This is a genomic window from Acetatifactor muris (assembly GCF_024623325.1).
Classification (GTDB): Bacteria; Bacillota; Clostridia; order Lachnospirales; family Lachnospiraceae; genus Acetatifactor; species Acetatifactor muris.
Map to the genome: position 1 here is coordinate 1 of NZ_JANJZD010000042.1, position 20,486 is coordinate 20,486.

19 protein-coding genes and 3 pseudogenes are annotated in these 20,486 nt (G+C 51.5%); 21 read left to right on the plus strand and 1 reads right to left on the minus strand.

The window, feature by feature from the left end:
• Positions 1-129: 129 nt before the first annotated feature.
• The 5 genes and pseudogenes from NSB25_RS24830 to NSB25_RS24850 form a co-directional block, all read left to right on the plus strand.
• Positions 130-1,200 (plus strand): annotated as a pseudogene (locus tag NSB25_RS24830) (recombinase family protein); the annotation flags it as partial.
• A gap of 219 nt (positions 1,201-1,419) precedes the next feature.
• The gene (locus tag NSB25_RS24835) at positions 1,420-1,833 is read left to right on the plus strand and encodes a DUF4368 domain-containing protein (protein WP_257479329.1); all 414 of its coding nucleotides are present in this window, start codon (positions 1,420-1,422) and stop codon (positions 1,831-1,833) included.
• A gap of 372 nt (positions 1,834-2,205) precedes the next feature.
• On the plus strand, positions 2,206-2,802 hold the full coding sequence (locus NSB25_RS24840; RefSeq protein ID WP_103242617.1) for a transposon-transfer assisting family protein: 597 nt from the start codon (positions 2,206-2,208) through the stop codon (positions 2,800-2,802).
• Positions 2,799-3,113, plus strand: coding sequence for a hypothetical protein (locus NSB25_RS24845; RefSeq protein ID WP_103242618.1), 315 nt, complete (start codon positions 2,799-2,801; stop codon positions 3,111-3,113). Before NSB25_RS24840 ends, NSB25_RS24845 begins: the two co-directional genes overlap by 4 nt.
• 104 nt (positions 3,114-3,217) lie before the next feature.
• Positions 3,218-3,430, plus strand: a complete 213-nt coding sequence (locus NSB25_RS24850; protein ID WP_103242619.1) for a hypothetical protein — start codon at positions 3,218-3,220, stop codon at positions 3,428-3,430.
• A gap of 32 nt (positions 3,431-3,462) precedes the next feature.
• Here NSB25_RS24850 and NSB25_RS24855 read toward each other — a convergent pair whose 3' ends face one another.
• Entirely contained in the window at positions 3,463-3,684 is a 222-nt protein-coding gene (locus NSB25_RS24855) for a helix-turn-helix domain-containing protein (protein ID WP_103242620.1), read from the minus strand.
• A 138-nt stretch (positions 3,685-3,822) separates the two neighbouring features.
• On the opposite strand from NSB25_RS24855, the gene NSB25_RS24860 reads away from it, so the two are divergent.
• The 16 genes and pseudogenes from NSB25_RS24860 (at position 3,823) to NSB25_RS24935 (ending at position 20,453) form a co-directional block, all read left to right on the plus strand.
• A complete protein-coding gene (locus NSB25_RS24860) occupies positions 3,823-4,209 on the plus strand; it encodes a hypothetical protein (protein ID WP_103242621.1) in 387 nt (128 codons plus the stop codon).
• Between the two features lies 1 nt (position 4,210).
• Positions 4,211-4,426, plus strand: coding sequence for a hypothetical protein (locus NSB25_RS24865; RefSeq protein WP_103242622.1), 216 nt, complete (start codon positions 4,211-4,213; stop codon positions 4,424-4,426).
• Positions 4,417-4,857: a hypothetical protein gene (locus NSB25_RS24870; protein ID WP_103242623.1), complete on the plus strand. Its 441-nt coding sequence runs from the start codon at positions 4,417-4,419 to the stop codon at positions 4,855-4,857. The genes NSB25_RS24865 and NSB25_RS24870 overlap by 10 nt, the downstream gene beginning before the upstream one ends.
• The gene (locus NSB25_RS24875) at positions 4,845-5,231 is read left to right on the plus strand and encodes a hypothetical protein (protein ID WP_103242624.1); all 387 of its coding nucleotides are present in this window, start codon (positions 4,845-4,847) and stop codon (positions 5,229-5,231) included. Before NSB25_RS24870 ends, NSB25_RS24875 begins: the two co-directional genes overlap by 13 nt.
• Positions 5,232-5,253: 22 nt before the next feature.
• The gene (locus NSB25_RS24880) at positions 5,254-5,544 is read left to right on the plus strand and encodes a hypothetical protein (protein WP_103242625.1); all 291 of its coding nucleotides are present in this window, start codon (positions 5,254-5,256) and stop codon (positions 5,542-5,544) included.
• Positions 5,545-5,663: 119 nt separating this feature from the next.
• On the plus strand, positions 5,664-6,005 hold the full coding sequence (locus NSB25_RS24885; protein WP_103242626.1) for a hypothetical protein: 342 nt from the start codon (positions 5,664-5,666) through the stop codon (positions 6,003-6,005).
• A gap of 309 nt (positions 6,006-6,314) precedes the next feature.
• Positions 6,315-7,889, plus strand: a complete 1,575-nt coding sequence (locus NSB25_RS24890) for a MobA/MobL family protein (protein WP_103242628.1) — start codon at positions 6,315-6,317, stop codon at positions 7,887-7,889.
• Between the two features lie 79 nt (positions 7,890-7,968).
• Positions 7,969-8,247, plus strand: coding sequence for a hypothetical protein (locus tag NSB25_RS24895; RefSeq protein ID WP_103242629.1), 279 nt, complete (start codon positions 7,969-7,971; stop codon positions 8,245-8,247).
• A gap of 119 nt (positions 8,248-8,366) precedes the next feature.
• Positions 8,367-8,531, plus strand: a complete 165-nt coding sequence (locus NSB25_RS29980) for a transposon-encoded TnpW family protein (protein ID WP_103242630.1) — start codon at positions 8,367-8,369, stop codon at positions 8,529-8,531.
• A 26-nt stretch (positions 8,532-8,557) separates the two neighbouring features.
• Positions 8,558-9,241, plus strand: a pseudogene (locus NSB25_RS24905) (DNA topoisomerase); the annotation flags it as partial.
• The gene (locus tag NSB25_RS24910; RefSeq protein WP_103242631.1) at positions 9,241-9,522 is read left to right on the plus strand and encodes an immunoglobulin; all 282 of its coding nucleotides are present in this window, start codon (positions 9,241-9,243) and stop codon (positions 9,520-9,522) included. The pseudogene NSB25_RS24905 and the gene NSB25_RS24910, both read left to right, overlap by 1 nt.
• 2 nt (positions 9,523-9,524) lie before the next feature.
• Entirely contained in the window at positions 9,525-12,623 is a 3,099-nt protein-coding gene (locus NSB25_RS24915; protein ID WP_257479328.1) for an LPD28 domain-containing protein, read from the plus strand.
• Between the two features lies 1 nt (position 12,624).
• On the plus strand, positions 12,625-12,840 hold the full coding sequence (locus NSB25_RS24920) for a transposon-transfer assisting family protein (protein ID WP_016220730.1): 216 nt from the start codon (positions 12,625-12,627) through the stop codon (positions 12,838-12,840).
• Positions 12,841-13,688: 848 nt separating this feature from the next.
• A complete protein-coding gene (locus NSB25_RS24925; protein ID WP_103242809.1) occupies positions 13,689-14,045 on the plus strand; it encodes a TnpV protein in 357 nt (118 codons plus the stop codon).
• A 2,048-nt stretch (positions 14,046-16,093) separates the two neighbouring features.
• Positions 16,094-19,900, plus strand: a pseudogene (locus tag NSB25_RS29790) (DEAD/DEAH box helicase family protein); the annotation flags it as partial.
• Positions 19,901-20,099: 199 nt separating this feature from the next.
• A complete protein-coding gene (locus NSB25_RS24935; RefSeq protein ID WP_103242463.1) occupies positions 20,100-20,453 on the plus strand; it encodes a TnpV protein in 354 nt (117 codons plus the stop codon).
• Positions 20,454-20,486 lie beyond the last annotated feature (33 nt).

The following is a 20,486-nucleotide window of genomic DNA, read 5'->3' on the forward strand; positions in this document are numbered from 1 at the left end:
TCCCATTCCTGATCGGTGAGTTCGTAACGCCTTAACATAATATCAACCCCCTTTTTCTTTATTTTACCATGAAAAAGAGGCTGGAACAAATGTTTTGTATACTTTTTATTTTTCAAACACGCTCTAGAGGATTATGCGGAAAAGAACGGTTACGCCAATATCTCACACTACACTGATGATGGTTGGAGCGGGGCAAGTTTTGACCGCCCGAACTGGAAACGTCTGATTGAAGATGTGGAACAGGGAAAAATTGGCACAGTGATTGTAAAGGACATGAGCCGAGTGGGGCGTGACTACTTGCAGGTTGGATTTTATACCGAAGTAATGTTCCGGGAAAAGGGAGTGCATTTTATAGCAATCTCAAACGGAGTAGACAGCGAAAAAAGGGAAAGTGCGGAGTTTGCGCCATTCCTTAACATCATGAACGAGTGGTATGTGCGTGACACGAGCAGGAAGATTACCACCGTATTACGGGCAAGGGGAATGACGGGGAAAACCCACACATCAAACCACTGCCTTTACGGTTACAAAAAAGACACGCTTGACAGCACACATTGGGTAATTGATGAACCCGCAGCCGAAGTTGTCCGCAGGATATTCCGCTTGTGCATTGCAGGAAAAGGGCCATATGATATAGCAAGGATACTCCATGACGAAAAAATAGAAAGACCGTCCTACTACATGGGGCAACGGGGATTAGGAACACACAGTACCACCTATGACACGGAAAACCCTTATATGTGGCGTGGGAATACGGTTGCCGCTATCCTCTCCAAACCCGAATACATGGGGCATACGGTAAACTTCCGCACCTATAAGGAAAGCTACAAGGACAAGAGGGCGAAGAAAACCCCAAAAGAAGAACTTGTAATCTTCAAGAACACCCAAGAGCCGATTGTTGACGAGGAAACATGGAACATGGCGCAGGAACTCCGAAAGACAGTCCGCAGACCGGATATTTTAGGGGAGGCAAACCCATTGACAGGCAAAATGTTTTGTGCGGATTGCGGGGCGAAGATGTATAACCACCGCCACAGGACAGCGAGGTACAGGAAAGACATCTACACCAAAGGCAAAGGACGCTGGATTGCGCCCGAAGATGATTACAACTGCTCTAACTACAACTTAGGCAGGCAGAAATACAGACAGCAGTGTTCCTCACACAGCATACAGACAAAGGCGGTCAATGCGCTTGTCCTTGAAACGATAAAGGAAACATGCAATTATGCGGTAGCCAACGAGGGCGAGTTTAAGGGGATTATCTGCAAACTGTCATCTTCCCGTAAAGCAGACGCAGGAAAGACTGTCAGACAGCGGATAAAGAAGAATGAAAAGCGGTACGGAGAAGTGAACCGTCTGATAAAGAAACTTTATGAGGACAACATCAGCGGAAAATTAAGCGACAAGCGTTTTGACGCAATGCTGAACGATTATGAAACCGAACTTGCGGAACTGGAAAACAGCCTTGAAACAGACAATGCGGAACTGGAAGAAATCAATACCGACAAAGAGAACGCAGACCTGTTTATGGAACTTGCGAAAAAGTATACCGATTTTGAAGAACTCACCCCCGCCATGATTAACGAGTTTGTTTCAAAAATCGTAGTCCATAAAGCCGAGGGCATAGGTGCAGGACGGACGCAGGAAGTGGAGATATTCTTAAATTATATCGGCAAAATCGAGATACCCCATGAGGAAATCGAACTGACCGAGGAAGAAAAGGCACAGCAGGAAAAAGAACGTATACGGTTGGAGAAAAAACGGGCGTGCAACCGTAAGTATATGGCGAGGAAACGGGAAGAAATACGCCGGGAACGGAACAAGGCAATTTAACAGAGCAAGTGACTTGCACAATAAAAAGGCTATGACAGCAATGTTATAGCTTTTTTTGTACAGTAATTATCGTGAAAAAAGAACCTTAATTGCAACGGGCAAGGAAATATCCATCTATGATATTGCACAATTTAAGCGCTCAATAATTAACGGGCGAAAAATCTCTAACCAGCACCAAAATACGGATGCTTTTGTGCGGCGCATCATTCTATGACAGACAAGGCAAGAGAAAGAGAGATAGAAAAGCAAAAGAAAGAACCAAAGAAAAGTAAAAGACAGAGAGAAAGAGAATATATGTTAGTTATCAATCAATCATATCAATCAATACTTATACATCTAACCATAGATGTACTACCACAGGGAGGGCAGACCATGAACAGAAAACAGGAACAGCAGATTGTGGACTATTACAGCACCGCAAATAAATATATCCGCAGTAAGACGCACTCCAATGCGCATCAGACTGTATTTACCAAAGAAAACGACAAATTCCAGTGGCTTGTGTTGGAGCAGAAAAGCCAGTGTGAAGTTGAGGTAAGGCAGACCGACAGGCATGGAACAATCACAGCGAGGGATAAATACGAGCTGACGAGAAACATCCCTAAGTGCGTGGGTGTGGAGCGTTTATGTGAGGGCGCAAATTTTCAGATACCTTTTAACGTTGATGAAATCAACTTAATCTATCAGTTTGGCGAGCAGAGCAAAGCGGAAACGTGTGCCAGTTTATCAGCTATTCTTCCGCAGGTAAAGGACAGCGACACGAAGCAGATAGTAAGCGACACTTTGAAGAAATTAAATGCCCTGTCAGAAGAATCTTGTACGGAGATTATTTCCACCACCAAAAGACGGAAACTGACCGAGCGTGACCATTCCATAAAGGCGAGGTTAGCCAGGGCGAAGGAACAGCAGAAAAAACCGATAGTTACCGAAAGAAAACAGCAGAAAAGAAAGGCGGGGATTGAGTTATGAACCTGACACGGTACGAACAGGAAACGATTGTTAATTATAATGCGGGGGAACAGACCGCCACATTGTATACAAGGGATAAGGCGGTCATGCGGAAACTGGATGCGCTTGTTGCTGACTTCCCCGGCACATATAGCCTGACAAATCAGGATGAAGTGTCGAGAACCTATTCCTTCCCGAAATCATACGTCAGTTACCGGAAGCCGAGGGCGGTAAGCGCAGAACAAAGGGAGCGGGCAAGAGTGAGAATGACACAGATAAATTCCACTGATAACAGCCATAAGAAAGAGAAGAACACATACCATGTCGAATAATATCAAAACTTGCGGCGGAATTACGTTGACTTATATGTAGTGCTTACCATAGAATTTATAGGTAGAAAGATAACTATAAGAAGTTACACAAGAAAGGAGAAAAAATGAACAGAAAAATTGCGAGAAGGGTTATTGCAAAGATAGCCAAAAGGGAAGGAATCAGGGTAAGCGAAGTCAGGGAAGAAATGAGCAAGGCAATCGTGGAAGGTTACAACAACAGAGAAACAAGGGGGAAATGGAACGATATTTTCGGAGAAGATACAATCCCCTCTCCCGAAGAATTTATTACTGCGATAGGGGGGATTGTTGCAAAATAAAAGAACAATACTCTTTGCGGGGCATTGTTCCTTTAACCGGGTTTATATTCAAGCAAGTCTGAAATGGAGCAGTCCAGAGTATCACATATCCTTATCAGCACATCAATGTCTAATCTGGTAATCGTGTTGTTGAGATAACCATTAAGTTGTGAACGTTGCAATTCTGCTCTTTGGCAAAACTTGTTTTTGCTCAGCCCTGCTTCTTCGAGTAATTCCTTCAGGTGAATTTCGATAGTACCCCGTGTTCCGTTCAATATAGACACCTCCTTACATATGTTAGGTATATTATATCTTTTTTATTACTGCAAAATCAGTTATAATATGTTATGGATAAGTAAACAAATATAATCTAACAAAGATAGGAAGTTATACAAATGAAAGGAGAAGGGGGCATGGGAAAGGGAAGATACATTACGGATGAAGAACGGAAGAAATGCCAAAAAGTTGCAGAAGCCTTTGAAGAATTATATGAGAGGACGGACATTGCCGTTATTGATGTCGGAAAGTATGGTTTTGTGAAGTTGCAGTATTACAAGCTGCCTGTTGGATTTGATACGGCAGTGACTTACAGAAACAGTGAATCATTATTTAACGATTTATGGTTTGACTGGATGTATGACCAGTTGCTGACAACGGTTCTGGGTACGCCGCTTGTGGATTTGGATTATAAAGAAATATATAAGCGTCTGCCTAAAGAGAAACAGGAAGAAATCATGGCAAGACGGGATTATTTTAGGGAGATGAGCGGAGTGGAGCTTTCCAGAGAGGAGAACTTGTGAAATGAAGTTCTTTGAACTAACATTCATAGTGGAGGACAGCCAGGAGGAACGTCTGGCGGCATTGGCGAAGCGGTTCGGCAAGGTAAACGGTTGGGGAGAAAAAGACATCCTACAGTTTGCTGTTGCCGCCGTACATAAGGCAGAGATAGAAGCAAAACTGGACTTCCTTGAAAACGTGATTGAAGGAATGGAGAAAGGAGCGATTAAATGGAACTGAAATCGGGTACGGGAAATGCCCCGGCAGGACGGATTTATATTACGGAGGATGAATATGTGAAGTGCCGGAAAGTGGCGGATGCATTTACAGAACTTTATGAAATGACGGATGTAATGGTTGCGGATGCCGGGAGGTTTGGATTTGTCCGCTTGCAATGGTTCGATGAAGGGGAAGGCTTCGATTCTGCCGAGGTGTTTTCAGACAGTGCGGAACTGTTTGAAGAACTCTGGCGGATATGGTATGAACATGAGATTTTAACCCCCGTGTTAGGTACGCCGCTTGCGGAGCTTGACTATGATGAAATATTTGAGCGTCTGCCGGAAGAAAAGAAAAAAGAACTCATGGAAAAGAGGGATTATTTCGTGAAAAAGAGCGGGGGCATATCCAAATCGGAAAATAAAGGAGGGCAGACAAGGGAATGTGTACAGTAAAAAATTCCCCGGCAGACCAGACATACATTACAGAGGATGAACGTAGGAAATGCCGGAAAGTGGCAGACGCATTTACAGAACTTGAACAGGACGGGATAGCCGTAGTGGATGCCGGGAAGTTCGGCTTCGTAAAGTTGCAATACTATACATACCCAACAGGATTTGAGGATGCCGTGACATTTACGGACAGCGGGGCATTGTTTGAGGACTTATGGGAGGAATGGCTTCATTCACAGCTTATCATACTGGCGAGGGAAATGGGCATAAGGGATATTGACTATGATGATGTATTTAGCAGGCTTTCCGGCGAGAAGAAAGCGGAACTCATGGAAAAGCGTCAATGCTTTAAAGAAAAGAGCAGTGGCGGTCTGTAAAATCAATAGCAAGGAGAGAGGAATGAAACGAGGAAAATTACTGGACAGAATCGCATCACAGAGAATGGGAAGGGATATTGACAGGGTACTTAGAAAAGACCGGGAATACCGGGATGCAGTAAAACAGCAGGATATTGCGTTTGATGAGTTGAAGAAGCTAGGACTGGATAAGGCACAGCGGCTGACCATTGACCGGGCAATTTCAGCTGACAACCAATGCGGGGCGGTTTACGGGGCAGTTGCCTATCGGTTAGGGATGAAAGACGGGATAAGGCTTATGACTGAAATCAGGCAAATTGCACATCAGCAGTAAAATAATATAAAAACTGAATATCGTATACCTATGGTAGCGGTTTATCCTGACGGAAAAGCGGCTACCTTTTTTATTTTCAGCAACCACTAACACAGCACAGAAAGGACAAGGTATCAGGAATGATTGAGAGCAGGAACGAAGCAAGCAGGAACTTAGAAAAGGCATTGCAGGCATTGGAACAGGCGAAACAGCGTGTCGCCAACGAAAAGAAAAAGCAGAGCGAGAAGAAACGCAAAGCCGAGAACCACCACAAGTATATCATGGGCGGCATTATCGTGAAGTATTTCCCGGAGTGCTACAGCTATGATGAAGCGGAGTTAAACCGCATCTTATCAGTTGCCTTGCAGACAAGGGAGTGTCAGCAGATTATCTCTAAAATCAAATCGGAGAGCCGGGAAACCGCTTCTCCACAATCCACGCTTGCCAATGCCGGAAATGAAAGCGAGGGCGGTACGGAATGATAAAGGCGAAAACATCGGAAAGCCAAGGTAATATATTCACCCTGTTTACAGGGTGCGCACAGATATACCACCAGAGGTGGTATGTGCGCTCTCCGAGGGGCAAGTTTCACTTGCATGGACTCTTGCAGAGGGCGGTGCGCCAAAGGCGGGCGCACATGGGGGAGCTACAATCCCCCATCGGGGCGAAAGAGCCGCCCCTACCCCCTAGTGTACTTTGCGTTCAGACAAAAGCCAGAGAGAGGCTTTTATCTGCCCACAAAGTCTATCCATGCGCCCCGCCACGCTATCGACAGAATGTAGGTGCTGCGTATGGGTAATGTCACGAAACAGGCAAGCACACGCTTCTCCATAGTCAGGCGGAGCAAAGGGCAGTCGGCAGTTGAAAAGGCTTCTTATGTCAGCAGGAGCGTCCTTTTCAATGAGTTTGACGGGCAGACCTACCGCCCCAAATACCATGAGGATTTAGTCCACAGCGAAATCCTCCTCCCGACCAATGCGCCCAGAGAATATGCAGACAGGGCGGCTTTATGGAACGCCGTCGAACTGGCGGAGAAAAGGCAGGATGCACAGCTTGCGAGGATGTTAAAAGCGTCACTCCCCAACGAATGGAGTTATGAGCTTGCGGAGGAAGTTGTGAGGGATTACGTCCAGAGGAATTTTGTTGACAAGGGAATGTGTGCGGACTGGGCAATCCATGACAGCGAGAACGATAAAGGACAGCGCAATCTTCATATCCATGTACTGCTTACCATGCGTCCTCTTACAGAAAAAGGGGAATGGGGAGCGAAACAGAAGAAAATCTATGACCTTGACGAAAACGGCGAAAAGATACCAGTGATTGATAAAAAGACAGGTCAGCAGAAAGTTGACAAGCGGAACAGGAAACAGTGGAAATGCCACACCGCCGACAGCACAGACTGGAGCAGTCAGGAGAACGCAAAAAAGTGGCGGAAGGATTTAGCCGACACAATCAACGCCGCCAACGAGCGGTTGGGGATTGCACTTCATTGGGAACACCGCTCTTTTAAAGAACAGGGGATAGATAAAGAGCCGACCATTCATATCGGGGCGGTTGCCAACGCTTTAGAACGCAAAGGCATACAGACCGAGAGGGGCAATATCAACCGGGAAATCATCAAGCATAATAAGGAGTTGGAACAGGCAAAAGAAATGCTTATGCTTGCCAAGCAGGAAGTACACAGCGCACAGTATGCCAAAATTAAAAATGCGGCGGTCAGCGTGATGAATGAAGTCATGGAAATGATTGCGAAGGTGAGGGAACGGAAAGGCAGGCTTGATTTGCCGATTGTCAGTGGAAAGCACCTAAGAAAAATGACTGACAGGACAGCCTTGCAGTCAGCCGACAATGCGGAGAAATTCATCACCACAAGGAAGATAGACAGCTTTGAGAGCCTTGCGAAATTCACAGCGGATAAGGAACAGAAATACAGTCAGCTTGAAACAGTGCATTTGTCAAAGGGGCAGAAACTAAACCGATTAAAGGAACTGTCAAAAATGTATGCCCTCTATGCACCAATCCAAGCCACCTATAAGGAGAGCCAGTCATTAAAAGGACTTGCGAAAATGCGGTATGATAAGGAGCATAAAGACAGCTTATCGAAATACCCAGAATTAAAGGAGCGTATGCAGAGCCTTTTACAGAACGGCGAAAAGGTAACGCCGAAACAGTGGAAAGCCGAGATACAGTCCTTGCAAGCCGAGTATGACAGTATCGGCAAGGAGCAGACCAAGACCGCAACAGAATTAGCTTATGCGGAGGTAATCGGCTATAACAAGAAGAACCTTGAGAGGGAGCTTCAGAATGAGAGCCGACAGCATAACAGACAACAAAGCAAGACTAAGCAGAGGGAGGAAGAAATTTAATGAAGATTTGATAGAAATATGGGTGTGATTGTGGTATTCTGTTAAAGGTACAAATCGAAGTTTGAAAGGAGTAACAGACATGGAATTTCCTTTTTATGATTCACCCGATACTGCTACGATTATCTGTTGCCATATATTGGAGCGTCAGGCACCTATTCTATATGTATCACATGATGAAGATGACGGAATGTGGCAATTTCTATGCGGAGAAACACACGAAACAGATGAAGCAAAGTTGGTATCTTTAAAATGGGTTTTTGATTTAGATAACTCTGTTAGTACCTTAAAGGATATGCCTTGCGGTTACTATGCAGAAAGAAAAACCCAAAATGACGATTGGATTATTAGAAAGCGATAACTTCCAGTTTGTCGAAACAACCATTACCACAATCACAACTGAATAAGGAATATAACACAGCGTCAGAGCGTATAGAAACCAGTCTATGCGCTCTATTTTTATGTAAAGGAGCAGAGAATATGGCAGAAACCAAAAACGAGCAACAGTCCCACAGTTTCAAGCGAAAGTTGGGGAACACCACTTACACCGTCAAGGTACATTTCAGTAAAGATACTGACAAAACCTTTAAGGACAGAGTGCAAAAGCTGATTATCAATGAATGTCTTGAAAAAAGTCAAAAGTAATCCACATCTACACTTGATAACGTTTATCAGAAGATACCCTGCTGTCGGCTATGGAGAACGCCGGTAAAGAAGATATGCCGGATACCGCCGAGCGCAAGGGATTGGGTACGCCTGCCACCCGCGCCGGGATTCTGGAAAAGCTGGCCTCCACCGGTTTTCTGGAACGGAAAAAGAGCAAAAAGACGGTCCAGCTGATGCCCTCCCGCGACGCGCGTTCCCTCATTACGGTTCTGCCGGAGCAGCTGCAATCCCCGCTGCTCACCGCCGAGTGGGAGTACCGGCTGGGCGAGATTGAGCGCGGCGAGCTTTCCCCGGAGGAATTTCTGGCCGGGATTTATACCATGCTGCGGGAACTGGCGGCAACCTATCAGGTGGTCAAGGGGACCGAGTACCTGTTCTCCCCGCCCCGCGAAGCGGTAGGCAGATGCCCCCGGTGCGGCGGTGAGGTTACAGAATCGCAAAAGGGATTTTTCTGCCAAAGCGAAACTTGCAGATTTGCCATCTGGAAAGACAGCAAGTGGTGGAGCGCCAAGAAGAAACAGCCCACCAAGGCCGTTGTCGCGGCCCTCTTAAAAGACGGGCGGGCAAGGCTCACCGGCTGCTACTCGGAAAAAACCGGCAAAACCTATGACGCGGATGTGCTTTTGGAGGATACCGGCGAGTATGTGAACTTCAAGCTGGACTTTGGCCAGCGGAAAGGAGGCTCGTGATGAAATTGTCGCTGTTGGAACAGGAAACCATCCTCCTCTACAACCAGGCGGAGCCTGCCGCCCAGGTCTATACCCATGACCCAAAGCTGATGAAAAAACTGAACCGCCTTGCCGGTAAACACCCGGAGCAGATCATCAAGAAGGACGACCACAACTTCATTGTCCCCAAACGCTGCGTATCGGTCCGGGAGCCGTACAGCGAAAAGCGGCGCAAAGCCGCCAGTGAACGGGCCAGGGCCGCAGGCTATAAGCCGCCGTTGAAATCCTCCCCCGGCCAATAAGCATGGGCGGGAATGTCTTTGAAACGGTAAAGCAGTCCATCACCACCAGAGAAGCGGCGGAACACTATGGAATCGATGTAAAGCGGAACGGCATGGCCTGCTGTCCCTTTCACGATGACAGGACGCCCAGCCTGAAATTGGACCGCCGCTTTCACTGTTTCGGCTGCGGGGCGGACGGTGATGTGATCGACTTTGCCGCCAGACTTTATAACTTCTCCCCCAAAGAGGCGGCGGAAAAACTGGCCCAGGATTTTGGACTGCTCTATGACAGCCAGGCGCCCCCGAAGAAAACCTATGTCCGTCAAAAATCAGAAGCGCAGAAGTTCCGGGAATCCAAGCAGCGGTGTTTCCGCGCGCTGGCAGACTACGCCCATCTGCTGCGGGGCTGGGAAACCGGCCTTGCGCCCCTGACCCCGGAGGATGAGCCGCACCCCCTTTTTGTGGAGGCGCTGCACCAAAAGGACTATGTGGAGTATCTTCTGGACTTTCTGATGGAGGATGGCATCGAGGAACAAAAAACATGGATTGCAGAACACCTAACAAAAATCATGGATTTGGAAAGGAGAAACAAGGAAATGGCAGAGAAACCCACCAACCGGGAGCGATTGCGGGAAATCACCGAGGGCATTGAGCAGAACATCAAGGAACTGTTTGAGAGCGAAAAGTATATGCGCTATCTGTCGGTGATGTCCCGGTTCCACCGCTACTCGGTCAATAATACCATGCTGATCTATATGCAGAAGCCGGACGCGACCCTTGTGGCTGGCTATAACAAGTGGAAGAATCAGTTTGAGCGCCATGTGAAAAAGGGCGAGCGCGGCATCACCATCATCGCGCCCACCCCCTATAAGAAGAAAATCGAGGAGCAGAAGCTGGACCCGGACACCCACGCGCCAATGCTGGACGCAAACGGCAGGGTGGTCATGGAGGAAAAAGAGGTGGAAATCCCGCTGTTCCGTCCGGTCAAGGTCTTTGATGTGAGCCAGACAGACGGAAAGCCCCTGCCCTCCCTGGCGGCGGACCTGTTCGGGAACGTCCGGCACTTTGAGGCGTTTATGGAGGCGCTGAAACGTTCCGCCCCGGTTCCCCTTGCGTTTGAGGAAATGGACGCGGATACGGACGGATATTTTTCTTCCAGCCAGCAGCGCATCGCCATCCGCCAGGGCATGAGCGAGGTGCAGACCGTTTCCGCCGCTGTCCATGAGATCGCCCACAGCAAGCTGCACAACTTCGATGTGCCGGACAACCCGGATGCGCCCTTGTATCAGGAAGTGGAGCTGTTTGGACAGCCAGCCCTGTTCTCCAATGAGCGGATTGCCGCAGACGATCTGCCGGACGGACTGTTTTGTTATGACCTGCGCGGTTCCGACGATGACCCCGGCGCTCCGGTTGCGGTAGAGGAACGGGTTATCGTCAACCATGCCGGTTCCGTCATAACCGCAAAGCCGCTGGAACTGCCGGAGGAAGGGCATCTCCCGCTGACCGATGAATCCGGCCTGGACTTTAACGGCGGCGAAAAGACCGTCCAGCGGTTTTTGCAGGACCATAAAAAGGACCGGCGCACCGAGGAAGTGGAGGCCGAGAGCATCTCTTACGCGGTCTGCCAGTATTTTGGGATTCAGACCGGCGCAAACAGCTTTGGGTACATTGCGAACTGGAGCCAGGGCAAGGAGCTGAAGGAACTGCGGGCCAGCCTGGAAACCATCAACAAGACCGCCGGTACTCTGATTGCCGATATTGACCGCCATTTTCAGGAGGTCTGCAAGGAGCGCGGCATTGATCTGGAATCCGGGCCGGAGCAGGACGCCGGAAAAGAAACCATGCAGCCGGAAAACCCGCAGGCCGATACGGAGAATCAAGAGGTTTCCCCTGAACCGGAACCCTCCTGGAAAATCCCCGCCGAACTGCCGGAGCAGGACCCCTCCATGTTCCGCTATTACATTACCCAGGAATCTCTGAATGTGGGAACCTATCCTTTGATGGACGGGAAAACCATCACTGAACTGGCCGCGCCGGTAAAGGTGGAACAGGATTCCATCACTGCCTTTGGCTGTATCGACTACCCCCAGCCGCTGACCGCCGAACAGGAACGGGAATACGCCCTTTTGCCCGCCAGCCAAAACCTGCGGGCGCTGGATTCCATCGGCCATGCCGCAGAAGCCGCCCAGCTGCCCGACGCGCCGGAGCAGGCGCTGGATGAATACCCGATGCCGGACCCGGCGCTGTGTGAGGACGATCTGAAAAACTGCGGCTATCAGGACGGGGACTTGCTGCCCCTCTCCAAAGAGCGGGCGCTGGAACTGTTTGAGCAGGATTTGACGGTGTACGCGGTGGTGGACGGGGGCGGCGCGGAAATGCTCTTTGACCGGGAGGAATTTGAATCCCAGCTGCCCGGTACGGTGTTCGCCCTTTCCCGCGAGGAATGGGAGGAAAGCCCAGCCTTTGACGCACTGGTGCAGGAACGGCTGAACCGCCAGCAGGAACGGGAGCAGGCGTTTCTTTCCCATGAGGGGGACTGCTTCGCCATTTATCAGGTCAGCCGGGAGGACCCGCAGAATGTGCGGTTTATGAATCTGGATTGGCTAAAATCCCATGACATCCCCGTGGACCGGGGCAATTATGACCTGATCTACACCGCCCCGCTGGGCGGCTCCGGCACTAAAATGGAGCAGCTGGAAAAACTATATGAGCAGTTCAATCTGCAAAAGCCTGTGGATTTTCACAGCCCCTCCATGAGTGTCAGCGACATTGTTGCTGTTAAACGGGATGGCATGGTATCCTGCCATTACTGCGACAGCGTTGGTTTTACTGAGATTCCCGGATTCCTGCCGGACAACCCGCTGAAAAATGCGGAAATGTCTATGGAGGACGATTACGGCATGATTGACGGGATCATCAACAACGGCCCCAAAGAGCCGACCGTAGCCCAGCTGGAACAGCAGGCCAGAAGCGGCCAGCCGATCTCCCTGATGGATTTGGCGGATGCGGTCCACCGGGAGGAACGGGACAAGCGGAAATCGGTGGTGGAACAGCTCCACCAGCAGCCGAAGCAGGAAAGCAAAAAGACAGCGCCGAAAAAGAGCGCGGAAAGGGAGCTTTGATATGGGACACTTTACCTTTGAAGAAATGAATCTGATGTGTATTTACAACACCGGAACCCGCGCCGGACTGATGGAGAGCCTGACCGAGATGCGCGGCTATCTCTCGCCGGAGGAAACGGAGCTGATGGAACTGACCGACAGCGCCCTTCATAAGCTGCGCGCCATGACGGACGCGGAGTTTGACAGTCTGGAACTGTACCCGGACTTTGACGAATAGGAACCAACAGACCGGAGGGGCTGGCGCTGTGCCGCCCCTTCCTTTTATCCAAAACCCGAAAGGAGGGCCGAAAACAATGGCAACCAAAGCGCAGATGTACGCACAGATGGCCGACCATGCGGCGGTGCAGCTCACTTCCAGCTGGAATGAGTGGATGCGGTTTCTCGACACAGCCTCCAGGCTTTACAAATACCCCTTCCACGACCAGCTGATGATCTACGCCCAGCGCCCGGACGCTACCGCCTGTGCGGAGTATGACCTGTGGAATGACAAGATGGGCCGCTATGTCCGGCGCGGTTCCAAGGGCATTGCCCTGGTGGACGATTCCGGGGACCGGACCCGGCTGCGGTATGTCTTTGACATCTCCGACACCGGAACCCGCCCGCACTCCCGCACTCCCTGGCTCTGGAAGATGGAGGAACGGCATATAGATTCCATCTCCGCCATGCTGGAAAACCGGTATGGGGTGGGCGGCGATGATTTAGGCGGGCAGCTGACCGAGATCGCCCGCAGGCTGGCCGGGGAATACTGGGCGGACAACGGGCGGGACTTCCTTTATATCGTTGACGATTCCTTTTTGGAGGAGTACGATGAACTTAACATCGAAGTACAATTCAAAGCCGCCGCCACCGTCAGCATCGCCTATTCCCTGATGTCCCGCTGCGGGCTGGCCCCGGAGCAGTATTTCACCCACGAGGATTTCATGCCGGTTTTCGATTTCAACACACCGGCCACCGTTGGGGCGCTGGGAACGGCGGTCAGCCAGATCAACCAGCAGGTGCTGCGGCAGATCGGCGTCACTATCTTAAATGCGGAGCGGCAGGCCGCTCAGGAAAGGAGAACAGAACATGAAGAACAATCTGACTTACAGCCGGAACGGGGATTATCTGATTCCCAACCTGCAACTGACAGAACAGCCCGAAACGCCCCTGGGCAAGTACGGCAGGATGCGGAAAACCTACTTGAAGGATCACCGGCCCATCCTTTACAACCGTCTGCTGATGAGCGAGAAGCTGTACCCGCACCTGTTGGAGATCGACCGGACCGCGAATAGCCGATTGGAGCAGCTGATGCCAAAACTGGCGCAGGCGGCGGGCGTGACCGAGGAACTGAAAGCCCGCGACATGATGCAGTGGGTGGGCCTGATGAACAGCTGCAAGGCCCAGGCGGAGGAGATTCTGCTGGCGGAACTTATCAACAGTTGACCTTAAACCTGTTTCTGTCCGAAGCGGAACAGATTCAGAATATTGATGAAGCAGAGAATGTGAAAGCGTCCTCTGCTTTTTCTTTTGCCCAAAAGGACATTGACCATGTGCTGCGGCTGGGCGGCAATACCGACCGTCTGCGGGAGCGCGTGACAGCTGAATTTGAAAAGCAGAAGCCGATCCCGGAAATAGCCGCCGCCCTGCAATCCCTCTATCATGGCGGCAACGGTTTTACCACCGATGCAGGCCGTATCACAGTCTGGTATGGTGAGGACGGAATCCATCTCTCTCATGGAAAATCCGCCCGATATGATAAATCCGCACAGGTTATTTCCTGGGAGGGCGCGGCGGAGCGTATTGGCGAGCTGTTGGAATCCGGTCAATTTGCGTCCAATGTGGAGCTTGCCGAGGCGGAGGGTTATGAACGCTCCCTCCTTGCCAACAAGCTCTGGAACCTGTATCACGATTTGAGCGATGAAGCCAGAGAAGCCGGATATTTACCCAGTCTGTCAGAAATCAAGGGCAACGGGTTTCCAGAAGAATCCGCATGGCTCACTGAGCAGCTGCGTGACCCGGCTTTCCGCCAGCCCCTCACAGAAGAATACGCCGCCTTTTGGACTGCCTATACGCAAGACCGTAACTTGCTGCGTTTCCATTACCACAAGCCAAAGGAGATTTGGGAAAACCTGAAAGACCTGTCACTGCCCCGCAAAGCCTTTTCATCTGAAATGGCAGAGGTTCCTGCGGTTAAGCAGTTTATTACGGAGGATGAGATCGGCGCGGCCCTTTCTGGCGGCAGCGGTTTTGCCGGGGGCAAAGGGCGCATTTATGCCTTTTTCCAGCAGCCCCATACCGACAAGGAAAAAACCGCGTTTCTCCGGCAGGAATACGGAACCGGCGGACGCTCCCACGCACTGTCCGGTGCAACGCACAGTGGCGAAGATCACGATGGAAAGGGCCTGCGCTACCAGAAAAACGGCTGTGACGATGTACGCCTGACCTGGGATAAGGTCGTGAAGCTGGTTGCCGGCCTGATCCAAAAGGATCGTTATCTGACCGAAGCAGAACGGGAACAGTATGAGAAAATCCAGGCAGAAAAGGAACTGGCAGAGGCGGGCATTGTAGAATCACAGAGCCAGCCTGCTCCTGTCCATGAAACCGAAACAGAACCGCCCCAGCCCGCACTGGAAGATGTGCTGGAACAGTACAAGCCGGTTGTGACCGCCGCCATCATGGAGGATACGGCATACCGCAACGCCTGCGGCCATACTGACCATGAAAACGCTGTGATTGAGGGCAACGCCGCTGTGCGCCGCGCGGTTTTGGACTCCGGCGATATACAGCTTATCAAACAGTATTCGGATGTGCCGGAGTTCCGCCACCGCCTGCATCAAGAGGTGATTGCCGAAACCTATCCAAAGCTCCATGAGCTTCTGCGCCCTCTCTCCCAGGACGATATTGACGAAGCCCTCTGTGCATGGAACGGCGATATGGACAGCAAACGGGCCGTAGTCCGCTATATGAAGGAGCATGGGCGGGAAAAAGATACTGCCGCATGGCTGTCCAGGGAGTACGGCGGTCCTGAACATACAAACCTGTTCATTGTCCGCGCCGGAAGCCCCGAAGAAATGGAACTGCCCTGGCCTAAGGTACAGCGCCGGATCGCCCAGCTTATCAAAGAGGACCGCTTTTTTACAGAGGCAGAACGGGATAATCTGGACGATATAGACCCTATCGCAATCCGGGAAAATCTGGCCCAGCGCGGCATTGTAAACGGGCAGGTAACAGAACCGGAGAAGCTGGACAATGACCCCTTTATCCAGCAGGTCATGGTTGATGTGGAACAGATTGCCGCCGATGAAGCAGAACCGCGCTTTTCCGTTGTTATGACCAGCGATGCGTTTCCCGACCCGGAAGATGCGTTTGCTGTCTGGGATAATCAGACCAATGATTACTATACCACCTCCGATGGAACGGTACGGACATTTTCAAGAGAAGAAGCTGCGGAGCAATTCCTGGCCGGGCTGGAACCACAAGAGATAAAGGCGGACCGGCAAGAGGAACCGGCACAGGAAACAGCCGCACCCGCTGCGGACGAACCGGGAACACTTCCCCGCGACCCGCTGGCATCGGCCTATGGCGTAGGGGATTTTGTTTTTCTGGAAGATACCGAGTACCGCATCACCGATTTGCAGCAGGGCTATGTCCAGCTGAATGACCCCGCGCTGGCCTACCCCATTTACCGGACGGAAAGCAAAGAACAGTTTGAACGCGCCATCCGGCAGGACCCGCGCAACAGCGCCATCACCGACTATCTCCCCGCCGATCTGGACCAGTTTTCCCCGGATTTACGGGAGGCTCTGACCGGGGATGGCGGTTTACTGGATGGGTTGGCAAAGGAGGATATAGCGGTACTGCTCCGAAGCGGCGCAGGCAATCCGGCTGTTGCCCAGCATCTTTCCCAGCGGTTTTCGGGTACAGTGGAAACCATGCAGCTGGAAACCGGGGATACGGCAGATTACAGAACAACCGACAAAGGCATGGAAGTAGAGATTTTGCGGGAGGATGAAACGGTTCTGGCGGCGCTGTATGAAAGCTGGGAACCGGTTGCCGCCGCACTCCGCGCCCTCTACCAGCAGGAACTGGACGGATTCTCCCACGAACCGGCACAGCTAAAGGAACAGCCAGCAGAGAAACAGCCGGATTTGGGGAATCCTCCCGCACCGGAACCAGCGCCGCGAATGACTACCACCCCTGTCACCCGTTATCCGGGCGAACAGAACCACCTGCCCTATGATGTGGAGATTCATACCCTGCACATAGAGAAACCGGAACCCACCCCACCCCAGCCGACAGCCGGGAACTTCCGTATCACCGACATTCACCTGGGCGAAGGAGGGCCGAAAGCAAAATTCCGGGCCAATATGGACGCTATCAATCTTCTGAAAGAATTGGAGTTTGAAAAACGGCAGGCCACGCCAGAAGAACAGGAAACCCTTTCCCGGTATGTGGGCTGGGGCGGTCTGTCAGACGCTTTTGACGAGAGCAAGCCCGCCCGGGCCAAGGAGTTTGCGGAACTCTATGCAACGCTGTCCCCGGAGGAATATGAAGCCGCCAGAGGAACGACCCTGAACGCCCATTACACCAGCCCTACCGTTATCCAGGCCATTTATGAAGCGGTGGGTAAAATGGGATTCCAGACCGGCAACATCCTGGAACCCTCCTGCGGCGTGGGCAACTTCTTCGGTATGCTGCCGGAGGAAATGCGGGGCAGCAAACTGTACGGCGTGGAACTGGATTCCATCACCGGGCGCATCGCAAAACAGCTCTATCCAAAAGCAGACATCACCATCGCGGGCTTTCAAACCACTGACCGGCGGGATTTTTATGATTTAGCCGTAGGAAACGTGCCGTTTGGCCAGTATTCCGTCAATGACCGGGCCTATAACAAGCTGAACTTCAACATCCACAACTACTTTTTTGCAAAATCGCTGGACCAGGTGCGTCCGGGCGGTGTCGTGGCCTTCGTCACCAGCCGCTACACGATGGATTCCAAGGATTCTACGGTGCGCCGGTATCTGGCGCAGCGGGCGGAGCTGTTAGGCGCGATCCGTCTGCCCAACAATGCGTTCAAGGCCAATGCCGGGACAGAGGTGGTATCCGACATCATTTTCCTGCAAAAGAGGGACCGCCCGATTGACATTACCCCGGACTGGACGCAGACCGGACAGACCGAAGAAGATTTTACCATCAACCGCTATTTCCTGGACCACCCGGAAATGGTGCTGGGCAGACAGGAGCCGGAAAGCACCGCTCATGGCATGGATTACACCGTAAATCCCATTGAGGGATTGGAACTTTCCGACCAGCTGCACGACGCCATAAAATACATTCGCGGGACCTATCAGGAGGCCGAACTGCCGGAGCTGGGCGAGGGGGAAGAAATTGATACTTCTATCCCCGCTGACCCTGACGTAAAAAACTATTCCTACACCGTTGTGGACGGTGCGGTGTACTATCGGGAAAACAGCCGTATGGTGCGCCCTGACCTAAATGCTACCGCCGAGGCCCGTATCAAGGGTCTGGTGGAACTGCGGGACTGTGTGCAGAAGCTCATCGCACAGCAGATGGACAGCTTTGTTTCGGATGCGGCAATCCGTGAAACCCAGGCCGAATTGAACCGGCTCTATGACGCATTTTCCGCAAAGTACGGGCTGATCAATGACCGGGGGAACCGGCTGGCCTTTGCCGATGATTCCAGCTATTATCTGCTCTGTGCGCTGGAAGTCATTGACGATGACGGACATCTGAAGCAAAAGGCGGATATGTTCACCAAGCGCACCATCAAGCCCCATCAGGCTGTTACTGCGGTGGACACCGCCAGTGAAGCCCTGGCTGTTTCCATCGCGGAAAAGGCCGAGGTGGATATGGCGTACATGGCCGAACTGAGCGGCAAAACCCAGGAGGAATTGGCGCAGGAGCTGCGGGGCGTGATCTTCCGTCTGCCCGGACCACTGGCGGAGGGGGAATCGCCCCGTTATGTGACAGCGGATGAATACCTCTCCGGCAATGTGCGCCGGAAACTGCGGCAGGCGCAGCGGGCGGCAGATAAAGACCCCGCCTTTTCTGTCAATGTGGAGGCGCTGACCGCCGCCCAGCCAAAGGATTTGGACGCATCGGAAATCGAGGTGCGCCTGGGTGCTACCTGGATTGACAAAGACTATATCCAGCAATTCATGTACGAAACCTTCCACACCCCGTACTATCTGCAAGGAAAGATTGAGGTCAAGTATGTCCCCTACACCGCCGAGTGGCAGATCACCAGCAAAAACGCCGTTGGGTACGGCGATGTAGCCGCCAACACCACCTACGGAACCGACCGGGCCAACGCCTACAAGATTCTGGAGGACAGCTTAAACCTGCGGGATGTCCGCATCTATGACACCGTTGAGGACGCCGAGGGGCGGGAGCGCCGGGTACTCAACGCCAAAGAAACCACCCTTGCCGCCCAGAAGCAGATGGCGATCCGGGAAGCCTTCCGGGACTGGATTTGGAAGGACCCACAGCGGCGGCAGACGCTGGTGCGCCAGTACAACGAGGAAATGAACAGCATCCGCCCCCGCGAGTATGACGGGCAGCATATCCGGTTTGCGGGCATGAACCCGGAAATTACGTTACGGGAACACCAGAAAAACGCCATCGCCCATGTGCTGTACGGCGGGAATACCCTGCTGGCCCATGAGGTGGGCGCGGGCAAGACCTTTGAAATGGTAGCCGCCGCGATGGAATCCAAGCGGCTGGGCCTGTGCCAGAAATCCCTCTTTGTGGTGCCGAACCACCTGACCGAGCAGTGGGCCTCTGAGTTTTTACGGCTCTACCCTTCCGCGAATATCCTTGTCACCACCAAAAAGGATTTTGAAAGCCACAACCGCAAGAAATTCTGCGCCAGAATCGCCACCGGGGACTATGACGCGGTGATTATCGGACACTCCCAGTTTGAGCGTATTCCCATCAGCCGGGAACGGCAGGAGCGCCTGCTGCGGGAGCAGATCAACGAGATCACCGACGGGATTGCCGAGGTGGAGGCCAGCGGCGGGGAACGCTTTACCGTCAAGCAGCTGGAACGCACCAAAAAATCGTTGGAGGCAAGGCTGGAAAAATTGCAGGCCGAGGGCCGCAAGGACGATGTGATTACCTTTGAGCAGCTGGGCGTGGACCGGCTGTTTGTGGACGAGAGCCACAATTATAAGAACCTCTTTTTATACACCAAAATGCGGAATGTGGCGGGGCTTTCCACCACAGACGCGCAGAAATCCTCCGATATGTTTGCCAAATGCCGCTACATGGACGATGTGATATGTTGTGAACTGTAGATGTAAACATTTCCGGCAAACGCAGTATTTTAGCGGAAATGGGGAATCTGCTAAAATACAACATATGCGGCTGGCTCATTTGTGGTGAATGGAAACTTGCAGATGTTGTGGTAAAGGAAGAAGGTGATAATCCTTTTATTCGAATCTGTAGACAGTTTAGCACAAAGAAAGGCGGTTGTATATGGAGATTACATACCATCAGGAAGGTGATTACCTGATTCCCGACCTCAAACTTTCGGATACAACGGAATATCAGATTGGAAAGTACGGGAGAATGAGGCTGCGATTTTTGAAGGAGAATCACGGGGGCATTTATTCGTATATGCTCTTGTCGGAAATCTTATGGAAGCATCTTGCTGAAATTGATGAAGAATGCAATGAGATGATGGACAGGCTTGTGGGGCAGATGGCAAAGAAAGAGGGAGTGACAGAGCAGCTTAAATCCGATGACTGGCTCTGTTGGCTCCAAAAAATGAACAGCATTAGGAGCAGGGCGGAGGAAGTAGTGCTGCATGACCTGATATATTCCCTTTAAGGTTGTAGTGCAGTTATAGGTTTTGTAGCAGGA